19 protein-coding genes are annotated in these 25,707 nt (G+C 73.7%); 9 read left to right on the top strand and 10 right to left on the bottom strand.

What is annotated here, in order from left to right; translation table 11 throughout:
* Positions 1 to 19 precede the first annotated feature (19 nt).
* The 4 genes from OG899_RS16550 to OG899_RS16535 form a co-directional block, all read right to left on the bottom strand.
* Positions 20 to 1,147, bottom strand: coding sequence for an SIS domain-containing protein (locus OG899_RS16550; RefSeq protein ID WP_251506731.1), 1,128 nt, complete (start codon positions 1,145 to 1,147; stop codon positions 20 to 22).
* Between the two features lie 158 nt (positions 1,148 to 1,305).
* A complete protein-coding gene (locus OG899_RS16545) occupies positions 1,306 to 1,476 on the bottom strand; it encodes a Trm112 family protein (RefSeq protein WP_125496926.1) in 171 nt (56 codons plus the stop codon).
* An 88-nt stretch (positions 1,477 to 1,564) separates the two neighbouring features.
* Positions 1,565 to 2,932: a phosphomannomutase/phosphoglucomutase gene (locus OG899_RS16540; RefSeq protein WP_168132443.1), complete on the bottom strand. Its 1,368-nt coding sequence runs from the start codon at positions 2,930 to 2,932 to the stop codon at positions 1,565 to 1,567.
* Positions 2,933 to 3,143: 211 nt separating this feature from the next.
* A complete protein-coding gene (locus OG899_RS16535; protein WP_125496924.1) occupies positions 3,144 to 3,569 on the bottom strand; it encodes a DUF3499 domain-containing protein in 426 nt (141 codons plus the stop codon).
* Between the two features lie 251 nt (positions 3,570 to 3,820).
* Between OG899_RS16535 and OG899_RS16530 the strand changes: the two genes are divergently transcribed.
* Positions 3,821 to 4,270 (top strand): metallopeptidase family protein, encoded by a 450-nt coding sequence (locus OG899_RS16530; RefSeq protein WP_125496939.1) that lies wholly within the window; start codon positions 3,821 to 3,823, stop codon positions 4,268 to 4,270.
* A 117-nt stretch (positions 4,271 to 4,387) separates the two neighbouring features.
* On the opposite strand, the gene OG899_RS16525 is transcribed toward OG899_RS16530, so the two are convergent.
* The 3 genes from OG899_RS16525 to OG899_RS16515 form a co-directional block, all read right to left on the bottom strand.
* Positions 4,388 to 5,944, bottom strand: coding sequence for a DUF5719 family protein (locus OG899_RS16525; protein WP_168132444.1), 1,557 nt, complete (start codon positions 5,942 to 5,944; stop codon positions 4,388 to 4,390).
* Positions 5,941 to 9,846 carry a glycosyltransferase family 2 protein gene (locus OG899_RS16520; protein ID WP_168132445.1) on the bottom strand — a complete coding sequence of 1,302 codons (3,906 nt, stop codon included), beginning with the start codon at positions 9,844 to 9,846 and terminating at the stop codon, positions 5,941 to 5,943. Before OG899_RS16520 ends, OG899_RS16525 begins: the two co-directional genes overlap by 4 nt.
* A gap of 251 nt (positions 9,847 to 10,097) precedes the next feature.
* Positions 10,098 to 10,361, bottom strand: coding sequence for a WhiB family transcriptional regulator (locus OG899_RS16515; RefSeq protein ID WP_108951581.1), 264 nt, complete (start codon positions 10,359 to 10,361; stop codon positions 10,098 to 10,100).
* A 684-nt stretch (positions 10,362 to 11,045) separates the two neighbouring features.
* Here OG899_RS16515 and OG899_RS16510 point away from each other — a divergent pair.
* From OG899_RS16510 to OG899_RS16495, 4 genes are all read left to right on the top strand, one after another.
* The gene (locus tag OG899_RS16510; RefSeq protein ID WP_125496921.1) at positions 11,046 to 11,570 is read left to right on the top strand and encodes a cysteine dioxygenase family protein; all 525 of its coding nucleotides are present in this window, start codon (positions 11,046 to 11,048) and stop codon (positions 11,568 to 11,570) included.
* 57 nt (positions 11,571 to 11,627) lie between these two features.
* Positions 11,628 to 12,587 carry a 2-phospho-L-lactate transferase gene (cofD, locus tag OG899_RS16505; RefSeq protein WP_125496920.1) on the top strand — a complete coding sequence of 320 codons (960 nt, stop codon included), beginning with the start codon at positions 11,628 to 11,630 and terminating at the stop codon, positions 12,585 to 12,587.
* Positions 12,584 to 13,936 (top strand): coenzyme F420-0:L-glutamate ligase, encoded by a 1,353-nt coding sequence (locus tag OG899_RS16500; RefSeq protein ID WP_125496919.1) that lies wholly within the window; start codon positions 12,584 to 12,586, stop codon positions 13,934 to 13,936. Before cofD ends, OG899_RS16500 begins: the two co-directional genes overlap by 4 nt.
* 126 nt (positions 13,937 to 14,062) lie before the next feature.
* Positions 14,063 to 15,064, top strand: a complete 1,002-nt coding sequence (locus OG899_RS16495; protein WP_125496918.1) for a DNA-3-methyladenine glycosylase — start codon at positions 14,063 to 14,065, stop codon at positions 15,062 to 15,064.
* A 29-nt stretch (positions 15,065 to 15,093) separates the two neighbouring features.
* On the opposite strand, the gene OG899_RS16490 is transcribed toward OG899_RS16495, so the two are convergent.
* Entirely contained in the window at positions 15,094 to 16,176 is a 1,083-nt protein-coding gene (locus OG899_RS16490; protein ID WP_125496917.1) for an NDP-sugar synthase, read from the bottom strand.
* Between the two features lie 134 nt (positions 16,177 to 16,310).
* Positions 16,311 to 17,729, bottom strand: coding sequence for a peptidoglycan recognition protein (locus tag OG899_RS16485; protein ID WP_125496938.1), 1,419 nt, complete (start codon positions 17,727 to 17,729; stop codon positions 16,311 to 16,313).
* 151 nt (positions 17,730 to 17,880) lie between these two features.
* Here OG899_RS16485 and OG899_RS16480 point away from each other — a divergent pair, with 151 nt between their 5' ends.
* The 3 genes from OG899_RS16480 to OG899_RS16470 all read left to right on the top strand — a co-directional run bounded on the left by OG899_RS16480 (position 17,881) and on the right by OG899_RS16470 (position 22,799).
* Positions 17,881 to 18,636, top strand: a complete 756-nt coding sequence (locus OG899_RS16480) for a TIGR03089 family protein (protein ID WP_125496916.1) — start codon at positions 17,881 to 17,883, stop codon at positions 18,634 to 18,636.
* A 556-nt stretch (positions 18,637 to 19,192) separates the two neighbouring features.
* The gene (locus tag OG899_RS16475) at positions 19,193 to 20,983 is read left to right on the top strand and encodes an LCP family protein (RefSeq protein ID WP_125496915.1); all 1,791 of its coding nucleotides are present in this window, start codon (positions 19,193 to 19,195) and stop codon (positions 20,981 to 20,983) included.
* A 139-nt stretch (positions 20,984 to 21,122) separates the two neighbouring features.
* Positions 21,123 to 22,799 carry an LCP family protein gene (locus OG899_RS16470; RefSeq protein WP_406311070.1) on the top strand — a complete coding sequence of 559 codons (1,677 nt, stop codon included), beginning with the start codon at positions 21,123 to 21,125 and terminating at the stop codon, positions 22,797 to 22,799.
* Between the two features lie 237 nt (positions 22,800 to 23,036).
* Here the strand turns inward: OG899_RS16470 and OG899_RS16465 are convergent, their stop codons facing one another.
* Positions 23,037 to 24,068 (bottom strand): glycosyltransferase family 2 protein, encoded by a 1,032-nt coding sequence (locus OG899_RS16465; RefSeq protein ID WP_125496913.1) that lies wholly within the window; start codon positions 24,066 to 24,068, stop codon positions 23,037 to 23,039.
* Between the two features lie 125 nt (positions 24,069 to 24,193).
* Here OG899_RS16465 and OG899_RS16460 point away from each other — a divergent pair, with 125 nt between their 5' ends.
* Positions 24,194 to 25,693 carry an LCP family protein gene (locus OG899_RS16460; RefSeq protein WP_406311069.1) on the top strand — a complete coding sequence of 500 codons (1,500 nt, stop codon included), beginning with the start codon at positions 24,194 to 24,196 and terminating at the stop codon, positions 25,691 to 25,693.
* Positions 25,694 to 25,707 lie beyond the last annotated feature (14 nt).

Raw genomic sequence — 25,707 nt, 5'->3', positions numbered from 1 at the left:
GGTCACGGGCGGGTCCGGGTCATCGGGTGGTGGCGAGCGCCAGGTAGACGGCGGCGAAATCGGTGATGGAGATGAGTTCCGCGAGCGTCTCGATCTCCCCGCCGGGTTCCGGTTCCAGCTCGCTGACCGGTGTGTCGTGGCTGAGGGCCAGGTCGCGGGCGGCGGGGGCGGCGGTGAGGCCGCCGAGGGGACGGTCGCGGAGCAGCACCACGCGGGCGTGCAACGCGGGCGGCTGTTCGACGCGGTCGCGGAAGAAGTCGTCCGGGTCGGCGTTGGCGGCCAGCGGCCCGGCGAGCAGGGCGCTGTGCGCGGCCAGGGCCTCGGGCAGTTCGGCGACGACCGCGGGGATGCCGGAGAGTTCGGCGAGCCCGGCGGCGAACCGGCGGCCGGCGGGGCCGGCGGAGGTGCCTTCGGTCCAGATGAGCGGCAGGGCGTCGGCGAGTTCGGCGGCGAGGGTCTTGGCCGGGTTGCTGTAGGTGGCGATGGCGGGACCGCAGCGTTCGGCGACCTGGTCCAGCCGGTCGGCGACGGCCTGCAGGGTGTCCGACGGGGCGGTGAGCAGTCCGACCCGGTCCAGCAGCGCGAGCAGCGGGGTGAGCAGCGCCCACAGCACGCCGGGAGCCGAGCCGGCGAGCGGTTCGTCCTGGTCGTAGGGGGCGGTCGCCATGGGCACGAACAGGCCGTGCGCGGCCTCGACGGCGTCGGCGAGCGGGGTGCGGGCGGGGGCGACCGCGACGACGGTGAGGCCGCGCCGGTACGCCTGGTCGGTGAGCAGGGTCAGGCTCGGTTCGGTTCCGTCGGGGGTGGCGATGAGCAGCAGGTCGACGGAGCCGGCCCAGCCGGGCAGGTCCCAGCGCAGTGCGCCGGCGGCGGGGGCGACGCCGCTGGGCGCCAGCCGGGTGACCGGGCTGCCGGCGCCGGCCAGGGTGCCGAGCAGGTCGGCCGTGTGGGTGGCGGCGGCGCCGGGTCCGGCGATGAGGACGGCGCGGGGGCGGCCGTCGGGTTTCAGCTCGCCGATGCCGGCCTCGGCGGCGTGCCGGACGGCGGTGCGGACCCGGGCACCGGCCTCGGCGGCGCCGCGGAGCAGTCCCCGGCGGTCGGCCTCGGCGAGTGCCTCCGGGGCGTCGAGCAGCGTTTCGTCGAGCATGGGCGGCAACCTCCGATCGGGCTCCGGGCGCCGGGGCCGGGGACGTCGGGTCGTCGGCGCGTCAGGTCACCGGGCGCACGGCGCGTCGGCGGGCGCCGCGTGCGCGGGTCCGCCGCTGTCCTGCCTGCACCGGTCACCCGTGTTCCGGGTTCCCGGAATCATGCGGGGCGGCGGGCCTCGTCGACGAGCAGGACGGGGATGCCGTCGCGGACGGGGTAGGCCAGGCCGCAGCTCTGGCCGGTGCAGATCAGCTCGTCGTCCTGCTCCTTGAGCGGGGCGTGGCAGGCGGGGCAGGCGAGGATCTCCAGAAGGCCGGCTTCCAGCGGCATGAGGGGTCCCTTCGGAGCGTCGGGGGTTCAGCGGGAACAGACGTGCCTGGTCAGGTTACCGCCGGTGGGGGCGGTGCGCGGGGGGCGGTCAGGCCCGCAGAAGGGCCAGCACCTCGTCGCGGATCTTGGTCATGGTGGCCTCGTCGCGGGCCTCGGCGTTCAGGCGGAGCAGCGGCTCGGTGTTCGACGGGCGGACGTTGAACCACCAGTCGGCGGCGGTGACGGTGAGCCCGTCCAGGTCGTCGAGGCGTACGTCGTCGCGGCCGGTCCAGGCGGCGCGGAGCGCGGCCAGGCGGGCCTGCTGGTCGGCGACCGTGGAGTTGATCTCGCCGGAGGCGACGTAGCGGTCGTACTGGGCGACCAAGGCGGACAGCGGTGCGTCCTGGCTGCCGAGCGCGGCCAGGACGTGCAGGGCGGCCAGCATGCCCGTGTCGGCGTTCCAGAAGTCCTTGAAGTAGTAGTGCGCGGAGTGCTCGCCGCCGAAGATGGCGCCGGTGCGGGCCATCTCCGCCTTGATGAAGGAGTGGCCCACGCGGGTGCGCACGGGGGTGCCGCCGTGCTCGCGCACCACCTCCGGGACCGACCAGGAGGTGATGAGGTTGTGGATGATCACGCCCTGGCCGCCGTGGCGGGCCAGTTCCCGGGCGGCGACCAGAGCGGTGATCGCCGACGGGGAGACGGGCTCTCCGCGTTCGTCGACGACGAAGCAGCGGTCGGCGTCGCCGTCGAAGGCGAGGCCGAGGTCGGCGCCCTCGGCGCGGACGCGCTGCTGCAGGTCGACGAGGTTGGCCGGGTCCAGCGGGTTGGCCTCGTGGTTGGGGAAGGTGCCGTCCAGTTCGAAGTACATCGGAACCAGGTCGACGGGCAGCCCGGACAGCACGGTGGGCACGGTGTGGCCGCCCATGCCGTTGCCGGCGTCGACGACGACCTTCAGCGGGCGGATGCCGGTGACGTCGACCAGGGAGCGCAGGTGGGCGGCGTAGTCCGGCAGCGTCTCACGGCGTGTGACGGTGCCCTCCCGGTCGGCCGGTGCGGGGCCCCCGGTCTGCTGCCACTGCTCGACGAGGGCGCGGATCTCGGCGAGGCCGGTGTCCTGACCGATGGGGGCCGCCCCGGCACGGCACATCTTGATGCCGTTGTACTGCGCCGGGTTGTGCGAGGCGGTGAACATGGCGCCCGGCAGGTTGAGTGCGCCCGAGGCGTAGTACAGCTGGTCCGTGGAGCACAGCCCGATCTCGGTGACGTCCGCGCCGCGGCGTGCCGCACCGCGGGCGAAGGCGCGGGCGAGTCCCGGCGAGGAGGGCCTCATGTCGTGTCCGACGACGACGGCGTCGGCCCCGGTCACCTGGGCGAAGGCCGCCCCGAACAGCTCCGCCAGCGACTCGTCCCACTGGTCCGGGACCACCCCGCGCACGTCGTACGCCTTCACGATCTGCGACAGATCAGCAGCAGCCACGGCCACCCTTCCGAAGTCCCTGTAGGTCACCACAAACTACCCGTCCCGGACGGGCTCGACGACGCTGCCGCGAGGCGTGCGCGACGTCAAGAGGCGGTGACGCCGGGGGTGGTGCGGCCGGTCGGCGGCGGGCCGGTCGCCGTGAGGTGCCGGCGGGCGGGATGCCGACGGCACGGACGAACGGTTCTGTGGGGTGTCCGGGAAGCTCGTCTCAGCTGTCCGGGGAGCGCAGCACCCGCAGATGGCCGCGGCGGGCGACCTCCATCGGGTCGGCACCGCGCGCCGGTCCGCCACCGGCCTGCGCCGCGCGCTGCTGCGGGCGGGCCGCCTCGCGCACCGCGTTGGCGAGCGCCTCCAGGTCGTCACCGCTGGGCCGGGCGGGGGCGGAGCCGTCCAGGAGCCGGACGACCTCCCAGCCGCGGGGCGCGGTCAGGCGCTCGGAGTGCTCGGCGCACAGGTCGTAGCAGTGGGGTTCGGCATAGGTGGCCAGGGGGCCGAGAACCGCGGTCGAGTCGGCGTAGACGTACGTCAGCGTCGCTACGGCGGGACGGCCGCAAGCGGTTCGCGAACAGCGACGTACAGGGCTCACGATGTTGGACGGTACCGCACTCTTGAGCGGGCCGCGACGACTCTCCACCAGGTCACCCGCCGTGTCGCCATGTGAAACACCCCACATCGGCCTCTCCGGGCACCGCTCTGACCTGCACAGACGCCACGCGATGAGATCTGCGACCCCTTGTGTCCCGGTCACGAATGGGTACAAAATCCGCCGATCACGTGGAGCTCCTCGTTCGTGGAGCGATACGCAATCGAGTCCGAGCTTGGCCGGAATCGGTATCAAGTCGGAGCCGGGCACGGGCCTGCGCCGAGGACTACGCTTCACCGGTGATGGACAACCGTGTACCTCCCCGTGCCGCCGGCTCCGGGCCCCGACGGCGTGATCGCCACGGCCGGGGCATGCGCGGCCCGATCGCGCCGCCGCAGGTGCCGCTCGCGGCCAGCCGCGCCGAGGTGTTCGCGGATCTGGTGCAGGATTCCGTGGACCGTCTGGAGCGGCGGTGGCCGCAGCTGGCCGACATCGACTTCCTGGTGCTGGACGTGCCACGGCTGGACGGGCCGGGGCAGGCCTGGAGCGACGACCCGGTGCCGCTCGGCAGCACGATGCCGGCCCGTGACGGGCAGCGCGCCCGGGTCGTCGTCTACCGGCGGCCGGTGGAGATCCGCAGCAAGGGGCGCGACGAGCGGGCCGCGCTGGTGCACGAGGTGGTGGTCGAGCAGGTGGCCGACCTGCTCGGGCTGACCCCGGAGACGGTCGACCCCCGGTACGGGGAGGACTGAGCGGCGGGCGGCCCGCCGGGCCGCCGACACCGCGGTGCCGCGTGCTGTGCCGCCGGGTGCGGGCGTCGCGGTGACGGGGCCGGTGTGCGGTCGCCGCGCCCCGTCACCACTGCCGCCTCACTGCTGCAGGACGGAGACGTCCTGGTCGGCCTGCGGTACCGCGACGGTGCCTCCGTCGTCGGGGAGGGTCTGTGTCGTGACACCCGCGACGCCGTCGCCGGTCGAGGTCAGGGTGCGCGCCCCGTACACCGGGCCGCCCGACAGACGCTGCACGGTCAGGGCGTAGGTGCCCTTGAGGCCGTCCGGCACCGGCGGGGTGATGTCCTGGGTGGTGCCCCGCTGGATGGTGAACGTCTTGGAGACCTCCGTGCCACCGTCGCTGCCCGCCGACGCGGTGACCTTGACCTGGGCGGTCGCGGTGGGGGCCGTGAGGGACAGCGTGGTGCCCTCGGCGCTGTTGCCGGCCGCCGTGGCCCGCGTGGTGAAGGGGGCGGTCGACGGGATGAACGCGCTCTCCTGCTGGTCGCCCTTGCCCCGTATCACCCGCAGCGCCGCGACCACCGGCACGGCCGGGTCGTCCTGGGTCAGCACCAGGGAACCGGCCTGGCCTCGGGTGAGGTCGCCGAGGTCGACGGCGGTGGTCGTGCCGCCCTTGATGTGCACGGTGTCGTGGCCCGCGGGCGTGATCAGGCCGGAGGGCGAGGCGAGCTGCACCTTCAGGTCGGTGTCGGCGTCGGCGGACGAGAAGGCGATCAGCCGCACGGAGGTGGCGTCCTTGGGGATGCCCGGCAGCACCACGGTGTCCGCCGCGTCCGCGGCGGCGGCCAGCCAGTCCCCGCCGAGCTTGTCGTCCAGCGCCTGCACGGCCGCGCCGACCCTGCCGCTGCGCACGCTCACATGCACCGTCAGATCGTCCTGCGCGGTGTCGGAGAGCGTGGACAGCAGCACCGGCTCGGTGGAGTGCGGCGGGACGGTGATGCCCTCGCCCAGCGTCGACTTCACGGCGCCGTCCTTGCCGTACAGGTCGATGTCGACGACCGCGGCGGAGTCGTCGGGGTTGGTGAGGTGGACGTAGTCGGTGCGGTCGGCGGAGGTGCTCGCGCCGGGGAACCAGAAGTCGGTGTCCGGGGCGGCGCAGTCCAGACCCAGCAGTCCGCGGCCGGTGCCGGCGGCGATCTCGGTGGTCTCCTGCACGGTCCAGCCCGGCGCGAACTTGCCGTCGGCGGTGCCGACCAGCGCGGGCGTGTCCGAGCCGGAGACGTCGCTGGTGACGGGGGTGCCGGGCTGCTCGGGCTTCAGGTCGGGCGTGCCGGCGGCCCTGCCGCCGTCGTCCTTCTTCCCGTCGCCGTCCTCCCCCTTGCCGTCGCCGTCCTCGCTCTCGTCCTCCCCGCTGTCGCCCGTGCCGCCGGCCTGCTGCCCGGTGGCCGGCTTCAGCTCGGTCGTCCCGTCACCGGGGGTGCCCTGGGTGACGGGGGTGAACGAGCTGTACGTGGTGTCGGCGATGTCGGAGTTGCTGGGCGACGGGCAGACCAAGGTGGTGCGCTCGACGGGCAGCCGGGCGCTGGACCCGGTGGAGCCGGTGCCGGCCGCGTCCGGGGGGTCGAACGCGGCGAACCCGGTGACGGCGGCGAGCGCGGCGGTGCAGGCGATCAGGGACAGGGTCGTGCGGTTCACTGCTGGCTCCCGTGGGGGTGCTCGCCGGCGGTGCCGTGCGCGGACTGCTGGGCCGGATCGTAGGGCTGCTGGTAGCCCTGCTCGTAGCCCTGATGGTGGGCCGGGTCGTAGGGCGCCGTGGACGCCGGGCCGCCGTAGGCGTACGGGTCGTACTGGCCGCTCTGGTACGGGTCCGCGGTGCCGGTCTGGTAGGGGTCGGCGGTGCCGGCCGGGTAGCCGTGGGCGGTGCCGTCCTGGTACGTCGGGTCGTAGGCGTCCTGGTACGTCGGGTCGTAGGCGTCCTGCGCGTACGGTGCGGATCCGGCGGGCGCGGCCTGCTGGTCCTGGCCGGCGTACGTCCCGTACCCGGGCGCTCCGTACTCGGGCGAGGCGCCGGGGGCGGTGCCGTCCCAGCCGTCGTAGGACTGTCCCGCGGCGTAGGACTGCTGCCCGTCGTGGGACCGGCCGTGCTCGTCGGAGGACCGGTGGTCGTCGTACGGCTGCTGGTGCGGTACGGCCGCGGTGGCGTCCGCCGGAGCCGGCTCGGCCTGAGCCGGGGCCGACGTGTCCGTCTGTCCGGTCTGCTCGGCCTCCGCCTGGGCGCGCAGCCTGCGGGCACGGCGTCCCTCACCGGCCGTCTGCGCGGCCGGCGGCTGCTCCTCGGGGAGGTCGTCGTCGACGTCGCTGCGCCGGCCGGGCAGGGCGAGGACGACGAGGACGAGCGCGAGGACGCCCTGCGCCCACAGCCAGGCGGTGTGGCCGAAGGGGTCGTCGTAGGTGACGTCGAGGCGGCCGCCGGAGGCGGGCAGGCGGAAGCCCTGGGCCCAGCCGTCGACCGTGACGGGGCTGAGCGGCTTGCCGTCCAGGGTGGCCGTCCAGCCCGGGGCGGCGGAGTCGGCCAGGCGCAGCACCCGTCCCTCGGCTCCTGCGGGGATCTTGGTGTGGATCTCCACGGGACCGGCGGCGACGGGCTGTCCGGCGGAGGACGCGGCGCCGGAGCTGGGCAGGACGGTGGCGCGGGCGACCTCGTGGTCCACTCGCCACAGCGCGCTGCCGTTCTGCTGGCTGAGCCGGGTCAGGCCGGGGGTGGCGTCGAGGACGCGGCCGATGGCGCGCGGTGCGCCCTTGTGCACGAGGACGTAGCGCACGGCGAAGCCGCCGAGCTGGTCGGTCTGGTCCGCGCCCGAGCCGGCGACCAGGCGGGCGACGACCTGGTCCAGGCGGCTGTTGCCGCCGGTGGCGGACAGCAGCTCGCCGTCGCCCATGCGGGCACCGGAGCCGCGCACCAGCATGTAGTGGACGCGGTCGGGGGACGTGCTGTCCACGACCAGGGTGCGGGCCTGGTCGCTGCCGCGGCTCTCCTCCGCCACGAACGCGGGCACCTGCACCGGGTCGCGGCGCCGCAGCGGGTCGTCGGCGCCGCGGATCATCCAGCCGACGGCGGCCAGCAGCGGGCCGGCCGCGCAGGCGAAGGCGATCAGGGCGGCGACCGGCTGGCGCCAGCCGAAGCTCAGCTCGGCCACGCGGGCCCGGGCGCCGTCGGCGCCGAGCAGGGCGGCGCACAGCAGTGCGAGCCCGTAGACGAGGGTGGCGGGCCCGGCCCAGGCCGAGTCGTTGGCCAGGACGGCGAAGACGAGGGCCACCAGGGCGGTGGTCCAGGCGGCGAGGATGGCGCGCCGGCGCTCCGAACGCAGCAGGGCGGCCAGGGCGGCCAGGACGACGCCGATGAGCATCAGGCCGTGCACGGTGCCGGGGCCGCCCGGGGAGGCGCCGAGCAGGTCCAGGGCGGACGCGGCCGACGGGCCGTAGTCCAGTCCGGCCTCGTGGAAGAAGCCGAACGGCAGCAGCGTCAGCGACCAGGGCGCCAGCACCAGCAGCGGGGTGCCGATCTGGGCCAGCAGGCGCAGTCCGCGGGCCGCCCAGTCGCCGCGGCGCACGACGAGCACGGCCAGGCCGAGGACGAGCGCGAGCGGCCACACGATCGGCGTGAAGGCCGTGGTGACGGTCAGCAGCAGGGCGTAGGCCCAGGTGGCGCGCCAGCTGCCGCGGGTGCCGGCGGGGCCGGCCAGGCCGCTCGCGGCGACGGCGGCACGGGCGATCAGCGGCAGCAGCACGGCCAGCACCGCGGTGCCGACCCGGCCCGTGGCCAGGGCGCCGGTGGCGGCGGGCAGGAAGGCGTAGACGACGGCCGCCCAGGCGCGCAGCAGCCGCGAGGGCACCAGCGGGCGGGAAGCGAAGTAGGCGGAGAACCCGGCCAGCGGCACGGAGGCGACCAGCAGGACGGTGATCGCCAGGCCGGTCGAGCCGAGCAGCAGCGAGGACAGCAGCGCGACGATCGCGAGATAGGGCGGTGCGGAGGCGGTGCCGCCCGCGCCCACCGGATGCCAGGAGTCCAGGTAGCGCGCCCACAGGTCAGAGGCTCCGTCGGGGGCGGGGAGCAGGGCGCCGCCGGCGAGGGAGCCGCCGCCGAGCAGATTGCGGCAGGCGACGAGGGAGACCAGCAGGAGCAGCAGGAAGAGCACCGGGCCGGGTTTGCGGGCGATGCGCTTGAGCCGGGCGAACTGCTCGATCTCCAGGAAGTCGGCGTCGTCGCCGCCGGGCCCGGACTCCAGGGCGCCGCCGTGCCGGCCGGCCGAGGACAGCTCGGGGTCGGAGCGGCCGACGAGGTTGCTCGCGACCTGTTCGACGGTGATCCGGACGGTCGCGCCGGGCGGCGGGAACAGGGCGCGCAGCTCGCCCTTGTCGATCTGCGGTGCCCCGCGGCTGCGCCGGCCGGCGATGATGCGTTCGGGACGCAGCAGAGTTCCGGCCAGGCCGCGGACCTCGTCCAGGGCCTGGCCGGGGACCTTGCCGACGAGGTAGGCGAGGGTGCGCAGCAGGGTGCCCAGCACGACGCGCAGGAACACCCAGGGCAGCGCCGCAGTACGGGTGTTGACGAGAAGGGTGTAGACGGCACCGGCCTTGTCGACCTTGTGGGGCGAGGCGGCGGTGCGGCCCACGCAGTCGACGGTGCGGCGTTCGCGGGAGGCGGCCTCGGCATGCCGCATCACGGCGTCGGGTGCGACCAGGACGCGGTATCCGGCGGCGTTGGCGCGCCAGCACAGGTCGACGTCGTCGCGCATCAGGGGCAGCCGGCGGTCGAATCCGCCGAGCTGTTCGAAGACGTCACGGCGGATCAGCATCCCGGCGGTGGACACCGACAGCACGGAGCGGACGTGGTCGTGCTGTCCCTGGTCCTGTTCGCGGCGTTCCAGGCCGGTCCAACGGCGGCCGGAGTTGGCGATGCTGACGCCGACTTCGAGCAGCTGCCGTCGGTCGTACCAGCCGCGCAGCTTGGGGCCGACGACGGCCACGTCCTCGCGGCCGAGTTCGTACTCGTTGTCGACGACCCTCAACAGCTGTGCGAGCGCGTCGGGTTCGGGAGAACAGTCGTCGTGCAGCAGCCACAGCCACTGCACGGGCTCGCCGTACGGCAGCTCGGGCATGTCGTAGGCGTCGTCGCGCCAGGTGCGCGTGACGGGGTCCCAGCCACTGGGGCGCTTGAGGTACGGCAGGTCGTCGGGGGTGAGCACGGGTGCGATGCGCAGCGCTTCCTCGACTGCCTGCCCGAATCCGGTCCGGCGGGCCAGGTGGACCACCTGGTCGGGGCCGAGGGCGTCGGCGACGAGCTGCGCGGAGTCGTCGGCGCTGCCGGTGTCGGCGGCCACGGCGTACTGCACGGGCCGTTCCTGGCCGAGGAGTCCGGCCAGCGCGTCGGGCAGCCAGCGGGTGCCGTCGTGGGAGACGAGGACGGCGGTGACGACGTGCCGCGGGTACTCCGGCGGACGGTTCGGGTCGGCCGGAGCGACCTGTGTCGCGCTCGGGGGACGGGACGGCGCTGCTGCGGCGTCGGGGTGGGCTGCCGTATGGCTGTGCACGGACATCGAGATACACGGCCCCGGTTCGAATGGACTGCGGTGGACGCCGGTGCTCCGTCAGGGCACGGGGCGTCTCGGACGAGCGACCACACTACTGGCTGGGCAGAACGTCGGCCCGCGGCCTGTGGACAACCACGGGCGGCGGGCCGTCGGTGACGTTTCCAGAGCTTGCAGGTGATGTGGCGCTGCGTCAGATGCCGACCGGGGAACTCGCTCGGACGTGAGAAGCGGCGGCCGGTGTCCGTCCCGGCGGCCGCTCAGACGGCTGCCTTCTTCAGGCGGCGGCGCTCGCGCTCCGACAGACCGCCCCAGATGCCGAACCGCTCGTCGTTGGCCAATGCGTACTCGAGGCACTCGGAGCGGACTTCGCAGGCCAGGCAGACCTTCTTGGCCTCGCGGGTGGAGCCGCCCTTCTCCGGGAAGAAGGACTCGGGGTCGGTCTGGGCGCACAGCGCGCGCTCCTGCCAGCCGAGTTCTTCGTTCGCGTCGTCGACCAGCAGTTGCTGCACCAGCTCGGTCATGTGCGCCCCTCGTCTGTTTCGCGTCCCCGTGATGTAGCCGTTACCGATCCCGGCTGAACGACACGAGTGAAATTACAAGTGTGCTGCTCCGGGCGAGTCAAGCCGAGATCTGCTATTGAGCCCCTTATTCACTCTGCGGAACCAAGGCCGCGCAGAAAGTGTGCAAATCGGCATAAACCTTGACACAGAGTCGGGGTTCACAGGCCTCCACCCTCGTCCCGGAGTCGCTCCGGGCCCGACGCAAGGAAGGACGCCGCAGTCGCCGATCCCGTTCCGACACGCTTCCCCGAAGCGAGCCGGATCACAGTCGCATCACAGGATCGCAACGGGGCTTGCGCGCCCGGCTTGTGCGCCATGTGTCCCACCTTCTCCCGGCGCAAACCTTTCGTTCCGCAGATGAACCGGAAGAGGTGAAAGGTGTCCGCATACCGGGCGCCGAGTTGACACAGGGGGTGTGAGCCGGTCTCCTGGGGGGCATGCTCGCGCACTCGGCATCCGTCCCGACCCGCACCGCCGGGTCCCACGGTGCTGCCCGCGCCTGCTGTAGCTGTCGCTGCTGCGGCTGTTGAGCCACGCGCGCACGCGCGCTCCAGCCGCCGTCCGGGCCCGTCGCCCTCCGCTGTGCACGGCCCGGCGTCCCGTTCCTTGCCGCTCTTCCTTCCGCTCCCAGGAATCACCGCACCCATGAGAAGCGACAGCGACCTGCAGATCGCCGGCGACATCCTCGAAGTTCCCCACCTGCTGCAGCCCCCGCGCGAGCATCCGGCCACGGTGGCCGAGTTCGCCGGGCTGGCCCGCACCGTCGCGGCCGACCGGGCGCAGTGGGAGCACCTCGTCCGGTACGACGCCACCACCCGCTGGTACCACCGGCTGCGCACCGGCCCCGGCTACGAGGTGTGGCTGCTGTCCTGGCTGCCCGGGCAGGGCACCGGCCGGCACGACCACGGCCCGTCCTCCGGTGTGCTGACCGTCCTGGAGGGCACGCTCACCGAGCACACGCACCGGGGCGCACGCGCCCTGGCCGCGGGCGCGCAGCGTGTGTTCGCGCCCGGGTACACGCACGAGGTCGTCAACGACACGCTGCACCCGGCCGTCAGCCTGCACATCTACTTCCCCGGACTGACCGAGATGCCCATGCACCCCTCCGCCACCTGCAGCGCGGCCCGCGCCGAGCCCGTGCACCAGGAGGCGGGCGCCGTCGGCGGGTGAGCGTCACCGGCGGGCGGGCGGCGCGGGGTTGTCGTACCCGGCTGACACACTGGTCCCATGCGGATTGTGGTTCTGGCAGGCGGCATCGGTGGTGCCCGGTTCCTGCGCGGTCTGAAGCATGCCGTGCCGGACGCGGACGTCACGGTCATCGGCAACACCGGCGACGACATCCACCTCTTCGGGCTGAAGGTCTGCCCGGACCTGGACACGGTGATGTACACCCTCGGCGGCGGCATCAACGAGGAGCAGGGCTGGGGCCGGGCCGAGGAGACCTTCCACGTCAAGGAGGAGCTGGCGGCCTACGGCGTCGGACCGCAGTGGTTCGGGCTCGGCGACCGCGACTTCGCCACGCACATCGTGCGCACCCAGATGCTGAGCGCCGGCTATCCGCTCAGCGCGGTGACCGAGGCGCTGTGCGACCGGTGGAAGCCCGGCGTCCGGCTGATCCCGATGTCCGACGACCGGGTGGAGACCCATGTCGCCGTGGAGATCGACGGGCAGCGCAAGGCGATCCATTTCCAGGAGTACTGGGTGCGGCTGCGCGCATCGGTGCCCGCCGAGGCCGTCGTGCCGGTCGGTGCCGAGCAGGCCAAGCCCGCGCCGGGGGTGCTGGAGGCGATCTCCGAGGCCGAGGTGATCCTCTTCCCGCCGTCCAACCCGGTGGTCTCCATCGGCACCATCCTCTCGGTGCCCGGCATCCGGGAGGCGATCGCGGACGCCGGGGTGCCGGTGATCGGCCTGTCCCCCATCGTCGGGGACGCCCCGGTGCGCGGCATGGCCGACAAGGTGCTCGCGGCGGTCGGGGTGGAGGCCACGGCCGCCGCGGTGGCCGAGCACTACGGCTCGGGTCTGCTCGACGGCTGGCTCGTCGACACGGTGGACGCCGCCTCGGTGGAGCGCGTCGAGGCGGCCGGCATCCGGTGCCGGGCGGTGCCGCTGATGATGACGGACGTCGACGCCGCCGCGCAGATGGCACGCGAGGCGCTGGCCCTGGCCGAGGAGGTGCGCGGCGCATGAGCGGCACGTCGTCGGCACCGGGGCCGGACGCCACCGCGCCGGGAGCGGGCGGTGCGCCCGCCTACCGGGTGTGGGCGGTGTCCGGGATACCGGAGGTCGCCCCGGGAGCGAACCTGGCCAAGCTGATCGCCGAGGCGGAACCGGGCCTCGCGGACGGTGACGTGCTGCTGGTCACCTCGAAGATCGTCTCCAAGGCGGAGGGACGGGTGCAGCGGGCGGCCGACCGGGAGGCCGCCATCGACGCCGAGACGGTCCGGGTGGTGGCCCGGCGCGGGTCGCTGCGCATCGTGGAGAACCGGCAGGGGCTGGTCATGGCCGCCGCCGGCGTCGACGCCTCCAACACCGCTCCCGGCACCGTGCTGCTGCTGCCCGAGGACCCGGACGCCTCCGCACGCGCCATCCGGGACGGCCTGCGCGAGACCCTCGGCGTCGACGTCGCGGTCGTCGTCACCGACACCTTCGGCCGCCCGTGGCGGGTCGGGCTCACCGACGTCGCGATCGGCGCCGCCGGCCTCCGCGTCCTGGACGACCTGCGCGGCGGCACGGACGCGCACGGCAACCCGCTGCGGGCCACCGTGGTCGCCACCGCCGACGAACTCGCCGCCGCCGGCGACCTGGTCAAGGGCAAGGCGGCCGGGCTGCCGGTGGCCGTGGTGCGCGGGCTGGGGCATCTGGTGAGCGCCGAGGACGGACCGGGCGCCCGGGCCCTGGTGCGCGGCGCACGCGACGACATGTTCCGGCTCGGCACCTCCGAGGCCGTCCGGGAGGCGGTCACCCAGCGGCGCACCGTGCGGACCTTCACCGACGAGCCCGTCGACCCCGGCGCCGTGCGGCGCGCGGTGGCGGCGGCGGTCACGGCGCCCGCCCCGCACCACACCACGCCGTGGCGGTTCGTGCTGCTGGAGTCCGCCGCGACACGGACCCGGCTGCTGGACGCCATGCGCGAGGCCTGGATCGCGGACCTCAGGCGCGACGGCAAGAGCGAGGAGTCCATCGCCAAGCGCATCCGCCGCGGCGACGTGCTGCGCAACGCCCCGTACCTGGTGGTGCCCTGCCTGGTCATGGACGGTGCGCACACCTACGGCGACGCCCGGCGCGATGCCGCCGAGCGGGAGATGTTCGTGGTGGCCGCCGGGGCCGGGGTGCAGAACTTCCTGGTGGCGCTCGCCGGGGAGCGGCTCGGCTCGGCGTGGGTGTCGTCGACGATGTTCTGCCGGGACGTGGTGCGCGAGGTGCTGGACCTGCCCCAGGAGTGGGATCCGATGGGTGCCGTCGCCGTCGGGCACCCGGCCGAGGAGCCCCGGCCGCGGCCGGAGCGGCAGGCGTCCGCGTTCATCGAGGTGCGCTGAGGGCGGCCGCCCGTCCGGGCGCGCGGTGAGGCACGCCACCCGGCCGGTCCCTCGGTGAGGCACGCCACCCGGCCGGGCAGCGTCCGGCGGCCCGCCCGGACGCCGGACCGCCTAGGCTCGTCGTCCGTGGCAGGACGTTTCGCTCCGCGGCCCGCCGGCACCACGGTGCGCGCGGGCCGGGCCGCCGTGCCCGCGGGTGTGCCGCGGCAGGCGGCCGCCCCGGGCCGGGAGCGCACCTGGACGCCCGAGGGCCCGCTGGATCTGCGCCTGGTGCTCGGCCCGCTGCGGCGCGGCCCGGGCGACCCGACGTTCCGTGCCCTGCCCGACGGATCCGTGTGGCGGGCCAGCCGTACCCCGCTGGGCCCGGCCACCCTCCGGGTCACCGCGCAGGGCGGCTCGGTGCGGGGCCAGGCGTGGGGGCCGGGAGCCGAGTGGCTGCTGGAGCGGCTGCCCGACCTGCTCGGCGCCGCCGACGACCCGTCGGCGTTCCGCCCCCGGCACCGGCTGCTGGCGCTGACCCGGCACCGGCGTCCCGGGCTGCGGCTGACGCGGACCGGGCTGGTGCTGGAGTCGCTGATCCCGACCGTGCTGGAGCAGAAGGTGACCACGGTCGAGGCGTACGCGGCGTGGCGCACGCTGGTGCGGAGGTTCGGCGAGCCGGCGCCCGGTCCGGCGCCCGCGCGGATGTATGTGATGCCGGAGCCGCGCACCTGGGCGCTGATCCCGTCCTGGGAGTGGCGCCGCGCCGGGGTCGACGACAAGCGGGCCTCCACGGTGCTGCGGGCGGTGCGGGTCGCGGCACGGCTGGAGGAGGCGGCGGCGATGTCCCCGGCGGCGGCACGGCAGCGGCTGGAGGCGGTGGCCGGGATCGGGCCGTGGACGTCGGCGGAGACCGTGCAGCGCAGTCACGGCGCGCCGGACGAGGTGACGACCGGGGACCTGCATCTGCCGGGGATCGTCGGGTACGCGCTGGCCGGGAACCGGCACGCGGACGACGCCGAGATGCTGCGCCTGCTCGAGCCGTACGCCGGGCAGCGGCACCGGGCGGCCCGGCTGATCCTGCTGAGCGGACAGGTGCCGCCGCGCAGGGCACCGCGCATGCCCCGAGGGCACGTCGGGCGCCTGTGAGGCCGTGGCCGCCCGGTCGGCGTGCGGCGCTACTGGTCCGAGGAGAAGCGCACCGCGCCCGCCGGGATGCGGGCGTCGCACCAGACCCGGACGCCCTCCCTCAGCTCGTTGTCGGCGCCCACCACCGCGCCGTCGCCGATGACCGTGCCGGTCAGCACGGACCGGGTGCCGATGCGGGCGCGGGTGCCGATGAGGGAGTCGGTGATGACGGCGCCCGGCTCGATGACCGCACCGGGCAGGATCGCACTGCCCGTCACCCGCGCCCCCTCGGCGACGAACGCGCCCTCGCCCACCACCGTGCCGCCCGTCAGCTTGGCGTCGGGGGCGACGACGGCCGTGGGCAGGATCAGCCGGTCGCCGCAGCGGCCGGGCACGGCCGGGGAGGGGGCGCGGCCGAGGACCAGGTCCGCCGAGCCGCGCACGAACGCGGCCGGAGTACCGAGGTCCAGCCAGTAGGTGGAGTCCACCATGCCCTGCAGATGGGCGCCGGCGGCCAGCAGCTCGGGGAAGGTCTCCCGCTCCACCGACACCGGGCGGCCCTGCGGGATGGTGTCGACGACCGAGCGCCGGAAGACGTACGCCCCGGCGTTGATCTGGTCGGTGACGATCTCCTCGGGGGTCTGCGGCTTCTCCAGGAAGGCCAGCACCCGGCCGGTGGCGTCGGTGGGCACCAGCCCGTACGCCCGGGGGTCCGTCACCTTCGTCAGGTGCAGGGAGACGTCCGCGCCGGTGTCCTGGTGGGTGCGCACCAGGGCCTGGATGTCGAGCCCGGTGAGGATGTCCCCGTTGAAGACCAGCACCGGCTCGTCGGGGCCGGAGTGCAGGCGTGCGGCGGCGTTGCGGATCGCGCCGCCGGTGCCCAGCGGCTCCTCCTCCGTCACGTACTCCAGGTGGAGTCCGAGCGAGGAGCCGTCGCCGAAGTACGGTTCGAAGACCTCGGCCAGGTAGGACGTGGCCAGCACGATGTGCTCCACGCCCGCCGCCCGGGCCCGCGCCAGCTGGTGCGTGAGAAACGGCACGCCCGCCGCCCGCACCATGGGCTTGGGGGTGTGCACGGTGAGCGGGCGCAGCCGGGTGCCCTTGCCGCCGACCAGGAGAATCGCTTCTGTCACCTGTCGTCTCTGCTTCCTGCCGGGACCGGCCGATGGGTCCTTTCGGCCGGCCAGTGTATGCAGACCGTTGCCACAGCGTTCGAACCAGTTGTCTCAGCTCTCCGACGCCCTCGGTGCGGTGCCGGTCGTGCTCCTCAGCGGCCCTGGTGGCGCGCGGCGGCCGTGCGGATCGTGCCCAGCTCGCCGTAGAGCCGCCCGCCGGGGCATTCGGTGGCGAATCCGTCCCGATGGCCGGAGATCACGTGCAGGCGTACCTTCTTCCCTTTTTGATGGAGGTTGCCACCGCCGGACGTCAGATATGTGTGTCCGCGGGGATCCGCCCCGTAGAGCCCGAGCTTCCAGGCCGCCAGCCGTGCCACCGCGTCGACGGCGGCGGAGGAGGGCCGGGCCGTGGTGTAGGTGCCGATGACGGCGACGCCCACGGTGTCACTGTTGAAGCCCAAGGTGTGGGCGCCGAGGACGGGTCTGGCCACCCCTCCGGCCCGGCCCTCGTAGATGGTTCCGCACGGGTCGATGAGGAAGTTGTAGCCGATGTCGCGCCAGCCCATGCTCTTGGCGTGGTAGCGGTAGATACTGCGGACGACCGAGGGTGCCTGCGCGCAGGTGTAGGCGTTGCCCGTGGCGGTGTGGTGGACGAACACCGCCTCGATCCTCTTCGTGTAGCCGAATCCGCTCTCCCGCAGGGACTCGTCCGCTCCCCAGCCGCGACGGGTGACGATGCCCGGGCGCGGGCCGATCCGCGGCTCGGCGCTGCGGTCCAGCTGCGGGTCCGTGGCGCGCAGCGCGCTCAGTTCGCGTTCGGTCTGTTCCCGGTCGGCGGGCGGGATCACGGTCGTGCCCGGCGGGGCGAGGGCCGCGTTGGCGGCCTCGGCCGGATCGCTGGCGGACGCCCCGTCGTCCGCGGGGGCGGCGCCTGCGGTGAGGACCGGAGCGCCGGGGTCGACCAGCTCCAGACGCAGCCCCGCGGGCAGCGGCAGGCCGGTGTCCCGCCCCGGCTTCGCCGCGCCCCGCGCCGGCGCGGATGCGGCGCGCACGCGCACCTCCACGGCGTCGCTGTCGCCGACCCACAGCGGTGCGGTGCCGCCGTGCACGGGGCCGTCGGCGCGAGCGGCTCCGGACGGATCGGGTCCGTGGCCGGCGTGGTGCGTCTCCAGGTCCTGCCAGTCGGACCAGGCGCCGGTGGCGGCGGACCGGGTGCGGACCTGTGCGCTGCCGTGGAGTTGGGCGCGGGGATCGTCCCAGACGACGCCGAGCAGCGAGAAGGGCCTCACCCGGGTTCGGCGCAGGCCCAGCTCGCGGACCGCTCCGGCGCCGCGGCCGCGCAGCCGCGTGTCGTCCAGCGGGACCAGCGGCAGGGACTGGGTGGTGCCGGGGACGGCGCTCCGGGCCGTGCCCCGCGCCGCCGCACCGTGCGCCGCCGCTGCCGCCGCTTCGGGGGCCGCCGGGACCGCGGTGGCGGGCAGGGCGGAGGTGAGGGCGAGACAGAACAGGCTGGTGACACCGATCGAGGACACGAGGATGCCGTTTCGACGCATGTCCTCGATCTTGTACATGGTCATACATATCTGTCCACGAAGAGCTGACGGTGCGTCGTTTTTTCCTATGATTTCTCCGGCGGTCCCTCGGCCGAACCGGTGACCGGCCACCGGCCCCGGCGGCGCCCGCGGGCACGGCTCCGACGCGGCGGCGCGTACGCTGACGCGGATGAACGCCACCGAACGAACCCCCGCGGACCTGCTGGCTTCCGCGCTGGCCGCGGATCCCGGACGCCCCCTGATCACCTTCTACGACGACGCCACGGGCGAACGCGTCGAGCTGTCCGTGGCCACCTTCGCCAACTGGGTGGCCAAGACCGCGAATCTGCTGCAGTCGGACCTCGCCGCCGGCCCCGGGGACCGGGTGGCCCTGCTGCTGCCGGCGCACTGGCAGACGGCCGTGTGGCTGCTGGCGTGCGCCTCGGTGGGGGTCTGCGCGGACGTCGACGGGAACGCCGCGGCGGCCGACGTGGTCGTCAGCGGCCCGGACCGGCTGGAGGAGGCGCGGGCCTGTTCCGGGGAGCGCATCGCGCTGTCCCTGCGCCCGCTCGGCGCCCGGTTCCCGCAGCCGCCCGCGGGTTTCGCCGACTACGCCGTCGAAGTGCCGGGGCAGGGCGACCGGTTCGTGCCGTTCGCGCCCGTGGACCCGGAGGAGCCCGCGCTGATCGTGGCCGGCGCGGAGTACACCGCGGCCGAGGTCGTGGACCGGGCCCTCGGCGACGCTCCCGACCTCGGCCTGACCGGCCCCGGTTCGCGGTTGCTGTCGGGGCTGCCGTACGACACCTGGAGGGGACTGAGCGCGGGCCTGTACGCGCCCCTCGCGACCGGTGGGTCGGTCGTGCTGTGCCGGAATCTGGACCGGTTGGACGAGGAGGCGCTGGCCCAGCGCGTCGAGAGCGAGCGGGTCACGACGACGGCGAGGTGAACCCCGCCGCGAGCCCGCCCCCGCGGGCTGCCTGCCGGCCCGGGCGCGCCCCGTCGCCCGACGACGCGCCCGGGCCGTCCCACGACCCGGTCCCGCCCCGACACCGCACCGACGCGCGGTACTTCGTCCGCCACGCCGCTCATTTCTCAGAGACTTCACAGGATTTCACCGACCGGTGACGCACCATCCATTCCCGCAGCGGGCATTCACCGGACGTTTTCCTCTCCTGCGCACCCTGGCCCCCGCAGCCACCCGGAGGCCGCTCCCCACGGATGCGCACACCCCCTGCGGGGCCCGTCGGGGAGTCGGTCACTGCACAAAAGATTGGCCGGAAGCGACTCCGTCTCCGCGATTCTTCGAAGAAATGGGCGGATTGCCCAGGTGTGAGGACGTGGAATGCGTCACCGGCGTCGCTCAATCCTCAACAGGCCCGATAGTGTGAGCGATCCGGTGCATCCGGCCGCGAGGTGACCCTGGGGTCGTGCACTGGGAGGACCAGACCTGAGCGCCTCGAGGGGAAGGCGCCGCGTGGCCCCGACGGAGGGTTCGGACGACCGTGGACGCGCAAGGCCGTGGGCGGGAAGAGAACATCGACCCCGCAGACCAGTGGGTACTCAATCCGAACACCGGCGAATACGAACTGCGACTGTCCCCTCCCTCTGCGCAGCCGTCGGTGCCCGGACCGCGCAAACCCGCACCACGGCCAGCAGATCCCGGAGATGACGCCACTCCCTCCGCTCGCCCCGACGCCCCCGACACCCCGGACGGCCGGTCCGGCCGCCGGCCGGAGCCCGAGGCCACGCCCGCCCGCACGGTCCCCGGACAGCGCCGCCGCGGCACGCCCGCCGAGCAGCCCGCTCCCGGGCGCCGCGGACGCCGGCCGCAGAAGAAGCAGAAGAAGTCGCGGACGAAGAAGGTCCTGGCGTGGACCGGCGGGACGATGGCGTTCGTGCTGGTGGGCGCGGGCTGTGCCGGCTATCTGGTGCTCAAGCACCTCGAGGGCAACATCGCCAGCACCGACGTCGGCGACGCGGCCAAGGACGGCTTCAGCAAGGACGAGGCCTTCAACATCCTGATCATCGGTACCGACAAGCGCACCGGCAAGGGCAACGAAGGCTACGGCGACAAGGGCAGCGTCGGCCACGCGGACACCAACATCCTGCTGCACGTCTCCAAGGACCGCACCAACGCCACGGCGCTGAGCATCCCCCGTGACCTGATCGTGGACATCCCGGACTGCCCGACCAAGCAGCCCGACGGCTCGACGAAGGTCATCCCCGGTGAGGAGAACGTCCGGTTCAACACCAGCCTCGGCCAGAGCGGCCGGGACGCGGGCTGCACCATGCGCACGGTGAAGGAGGTCACCGGCATCCAGCCCGACCACTTCATGATGGCCGACTTCAACGCGGTCAAGACGCTGACCACGGCGGTGGGCGGCGTCGACATCTGTCTCAAGCACGACGTGGACGACCCCGACTCGCATCTGAAGCTGTCCGCCGGTGAGCACACCGTCGAGGGCGAGCAGGCGCTGGCGTTCGTCCGCACCCGGCACAGCTTCGGCAACCAGGGCGACCTGGACCGCATCAAGGTGCAGCAGCAGTTCCTGAGTTCGCTGATGCGCAAGATGTCCTCCAGCGACACCCTCACCAACCCGACCAAGCTGTACGACCTGGCCGACGCGGCGACCAAGGCGCTCACCGTCGACAAGGGCATCGACAAGGTCAGCACGCTCAAGGACATCGCCCTGGAGCTGAAGAAGGTGCCGACGAAGAACATCACCTTCCTGACCGTCCCGGTGCTCGACAACCCGGCGGACGGCGCCGTGCGCAAGACGGTCATCGTCAACCCCGAGCAGGCGCCCTCGGTCTTCGACTCCATCCGCAACGACGTCTCCTTCACCGAGGTGAGGAAGAAGCAGAAGAAGGAGAAGGACGACGCCGCCGACCGGCTGAAGGGCACCCAGTCCGCGGCCTCCGAGGTGCGGGTGCGCGTGCTCAACGGCGGCGGACCCGACGGGGCCGCGCAGCAGACGCTCACCTGGCTGCAGAACACCCAGGGCGTGCTGAAGTCGGAGAACGGCGGCAACGCGCCCGAGAAGATCGACAAGACGACGCTGGAGTACGCCCCCGACCAGGCCCCGCAGGCCCGCAAGCTCGCCGCGATCATGGGGCTGCCGGGGTCCGCGCTCAAGCCGGGCGAGAGCGTGACCAACGCGCAGGGCCTGCCGGAGATGACGCTCACCCTGGGCCGGGACTTCAAGGGGGCCGGCGTGCCGCTCACCACCCCGACGAAGGCCCCCAAGGTGGACGGGCAGTCCACGGCGGACGAGGTCAAGTGCGCGGGTTGAGCCCCGGACGCCACCCTTCGGCCTTCTCGAACGTCTAACAAGACGCAGCCGGTCTGTGCGGACGGCACAGCAGGGCGGGGAGGATGGGGAGTTGACGCGAAGTGAGGTGCGTGCGCAGGGGCCTGCGGCCGAGGAAGCAGTGCCCGTCACGCACGCGGACGAAGGCACGCGGGGGGACGGCCCGGAGCCCCGTGGCCGGGCGGGAGACGGCGGACGGGGCCCGGGCGGCGCGGCGGAGCGGAGCGGCGGGACAAGAGGCCCCCGCAGGCGGGTGCTGCGCTGGTCGGCGACGATCCTGGGCCTGGTGATACTCGGCACCGCCGGTGCCGGCTACCTGTACTACGCCCACCTGAACGGCAACATACGCACCGGGCAGCGCGACATCGGCGGCAGCGACCTGAAGGCCCACAAACCCACGCCCAACGCGGCCGGCCAGACGCCGGTGAACATCCTGCTGATCGGCTCCGACAGCCGTAACTCCGACGAGAACGTCGCACTCGGCGGCAGCCGGGAGAACCGCGGCAACCCGCCGCTGGGCGACGTGCAGATGCTCATCCACCTCTCCGCGGACCGCAAGAGCGCCGCGGTGGTCAGCATCCCGCGCGACACCCGCGTCGACATCCCCGCGTGCACCGACCCCGCGACCGGCAAGCACTACCCACCGGTCAACACGATCATCAACGAGTCCCTGGCCCGCGGCGGCCCCGGCTGCACCCTGGCCACCTGGCAGAACCTCACCGGCGTCTACATCGACCACTGGATGACGATCGACTTCGCGGGCGTGGTGAAGATGGCCGACGCCATCGGCGGCGTCGACGTGTGCGTGAAACAGAACGTCTGGGACCGCCCCCTGCCCGGCGTGCCCGGCGGATCCGGACTCAAACTGACCGCCGGCACCCACACGGTCAAGGGCAAGCAGGCCCTGCAGTGGCTGCGCACCCGGCACGCCTGGGGCAGCGACCTGCTGCGGGCCCGCGCCCAGCACATGTACCTGAACTCGATGATCCGCACACTCACCGGCCAGAACGTCTTCACCGACACCGGCCGCCTGATGGACCTGGCGGAGGCCGCCACGGAGTCCCTGCAGGTGTCGGAGGAGATCGGCACGGTGAAGAAGCTGTACGACCTGGCGATGCAGCTCAAGACGGTCCCGGTGGACCGCATCACCATGACGACCATGCCCAACGTCCCGGACCCGCGGAACAAGAATCACGTGGTCCCGGACGGCGCCAACGCCGCACGGATCTGGCAGATGCTCCGCGACGACGTGCCCTTCGACTCCCACGGCGATGCTCACGGCGACTCCGCCGACGACGCCTCCGGCCGGGCGAAGGGCACCGCGGACGGGCAGCAGGGCGAACCGACCGCGGCCGCCCGGACCAGCGCACCCCCCGCGCACGCGGACGGTGACATCGGTGTCCTGGTGCAGAACGGCACCCGCACCACCGGCCTCGCCGCGGTCGGCCACCGCGCGAGCGAGATCAGCCAGGTCCTGGTGGGCAAGGGCTTCACCCGGGCGAAGGCGGACGCATCGGTGACGCTGTCGATGGACGAGACGGTCGTGCGCTACCCGAGCGCCGACCTGAAGGGCGACGCGGAGCGCGTGGCCGCGGCGCTGGGCATCCCCTCCGGTGCGGTGCAGAAGTCGACGGACGTCAGCGGCGTCACCGTCATCGTGGGCGCGGACTGGCGTACCGGCACCTCCTACCCCCACCAGGACCCGCCGAAGGCCGGCGACATCCCGGAGAACTCCGACGCCATCAACGGCGCCGACACCAGCCAGTGCATGGACGTCTACGCCCCCTACCGCTGGTAGCACGGCTCGCCGGCAGCACCGCCGACGGCGGGGCGCCGGCCCTCTGCGGGCGCCGTCCGGCACGGCAGGGCCAGCCGGTGCACCCGTGGACCCCGTTCGCCCGCGCACCCGGCGTGCCCAGACGCCTGGCTCCCCGTCCCCCGTCCCCCGGCCTCCGCCGACGCCGGTGACGGCGAAGGGGCCCCTCCCCGTGGCGGGAGGAGCCCCTTGGCCGTGCCGCACGCGCGGCCGGCCGGCTCAGTCGGCGGCCGCGGTGACCGCGGGCCGCCGGGAGGCGATGACCTTCTTCGCCAGCGACCGCGGACTGGTCAGATAGCCCCAGCCCCACGACATGTGCATCGTGGCCAGGGCGAGCGGGATGCGCAGCCGGGCACCCAGCGGCAGCCCCTTGCCCGCTGGCACCGACCCCGCGATGATCGCCGCCAGATAGCCTCCCGGGATCACGTACGCCCACGGGGTCAGGGCCGAGCCCACCACGATCCCGGCCACGATCGCGCACACCGCGGTCGGCGGGGCGAGGTAACGCAGGTTGATGGAGCCCTTGTGGTACCGGGCGACGACATGCCGCCAGCGGCCGTAGTCCTTGTACTGCTTGGCCAGCGCCCGCACCGTGGGCCGGGGGCGGTAGGAGACCCGCAGCTCGGGCGAGAACCAGATCAGGCCGCCCGCCTCACGGATGCGGAAGTTCAGCTCCCAGTCCTGGGCACGGATGAACTCCTCGTTGTACCCGCCCTGTTGCTCCAGCGCCTCACGGCGGAAGACACCCAGGTAGACCGTCTCGGCGGGACCGGCCTGCCCGCCGGTGTGGAACGCGGCGTTGCCCACACCGATCTTCGACGTCATCGCGGCCGCGACCGCGCGCTCCCAGTCGTTCTCGCCCTCGGCGTGCATGATCCCGCCGACGTTCTGCGCGCCGGTCTCCTCCAGCAGCCGTACCGCCGTGGCGATGTAGTTCGGCGACAGCATCCCGTGGCCGTCGACACGCACGACGATCGGGTGCCGGGACGCCTTGATCGCGGCGTTCAGCGCGGCCGGGGTGCGGCCGCTGGGGTTCGGGACCGTGTGCACGCGGGGGTCTTCCCGTACGAGCTCGGCCGCGATCTCGTCCGTGCGGTCCGTCGACGGACCCAGGGCGATCACGACCTCCAGCTCGCCGTCGTACTCCTGCGCGAGGATCGCTTCGACGGCTCCGCGCAGATGCCGCTCCTCGTTGAGGACCGGCATGATCACAGAAACGGCGGGGAGCCGCACGTCGGGATTGGTGTTCATCGCCGCTCACGTTACCGCGAACGGGGGACGCCCATGCGCGCCGCCGGGGTGCTGCACCGGTGCGCAGATCGTATGTGCCTACGGTGCTCACGGTGCCCGCCCATGCATATGCGGAGGTGTCCCCCATGTCCACCACGCCGCCCCGGCCCTCGTCGCACGCAGCGCCGCAGCGGCGCCGGAGGCGGCCGGCCGCCGCACCGTCGGCGGGCCGTGTGCCCGGCGCGCCCGTGCCGCGCCGCAGACCGCGCTGGGCCATGCGGGCGGCGACGACGCTGTCGGTGGTGGTGCTCGCCTCGGCCGGCATCGGGCACGCGGTGGTCTCCAGCCTGGACGCCGGCATCATGCGGGTCGATCCGTTCCGGGACATGAAGAACCGGCCGCCGACCGGGCACGGCATGAACGTGCTGCTGGTCGGCACCGACGGGCGGGACGGGCTCACCGCGCAGGAGCGGCGCCGCTACCGGCTGGGCGGCGAGCCCTGCCACTGCACCGACACGATGATGATCGTGCACCTGTCGGCCGACCGGGAGCGGGCCAGCGTGGTCAGCCTGCCCCGTGACACCTACGTCCAGCTGCCCGCCTCCACCGACCCCAGGACCGGCCGACTGCGCCCGCCGCACGCCGTGAAGCTGAACGCGGCCTACGCCGAGGGCGGACCGGCCCTGACCGTGCGCACCGTGGAGAGCCTGACCCACCTGAAGATCGACCACTATCTGGAGGTCGACTTCACCACCTTCATGCGCACCGTCGACGTCCTCGGCGGGGTCAGGCTGTGCACCACCGAGCCGCTGAAGGACAGCTACACCGGCCTGGACCTGCCCGCCGGCACCCACACCCTGGGCGGCGGCCAGGCCCTGCAGTACGTCCGCTCCCGGCACCTCGACGCGGTCGGCGACCTGGGCCGCATGCAGCGCCAGCAGCGGTTCCTGGCCGCCCTGATCGACCGTGCGACCTCCTCGCGGGTGCTGCTGAACCCGATCAAGTTCCGGGACGTGACCCGGGCGGTGCTCGGCTCGGTCCGGGCCGACCGGAACTTCCACACCGACGAGCTGCTCGACCTCGGGCGGGCGATGCGGAACTTCTCGCCGGCGTCCTCGGAGTTCACCACCGTGCCGATCGCCCGGGCCTCCTATCCGGTCCCGGGCCTCGGCTCCACCGTGCAGTGGGACGAGGACAAGGCACAGCAGCTCTTCCGCAAGCTGCGTGAGGACCGGCCGCTGGCCACGGCCCGGCCCGCGCGCCGCCCGGACGACACGGTGGCCGTGGCGGTGGCCCCGTCCCGGATCCGGGTGCAGGTGGAGAACGGCACCAGCACGGTGGGGCTGGGCCGACGGGTGGACACCGCGCTGCGCACGGCCGGGTTCGCCACCACCGGAGCACCCGTGGACTCCCAGCAGCGCGGGGTGCGGCGGACCCAGGTCCTCTACGACCCCCGCTGGGACCGTTCGGCCAGGTCGCTGGCGGCCGCCCTGCCGGGCAGCGAGCTGCGCGCGGTGGCCGGGCAGGGTGCGACGATGCGGGTGATCGTCGGCACGGACCACCACGCGGTGCGGAAGGTGAAGGTGGAGGACCCGGCCCGCAGCGCCGCGCGCGTGGTGCGCGGCGACGAGGTGACGTGCGGCTGAACCGCGCGGATCAC

Origin of the sequence: Streptomyces thermoviolaceus (assembly GCF_045209695.1) — a bacterium.
Classification (GTDB): Bacteria; Actinomycetota; Actinomycetes; order Streptomycetales; family Streptomycetaceae; genus Streptomyces; species Streptomyces thermoviolaceus.
This window is presented reverse-complemented; position numbering and strand designations above follow the sequence as displayed.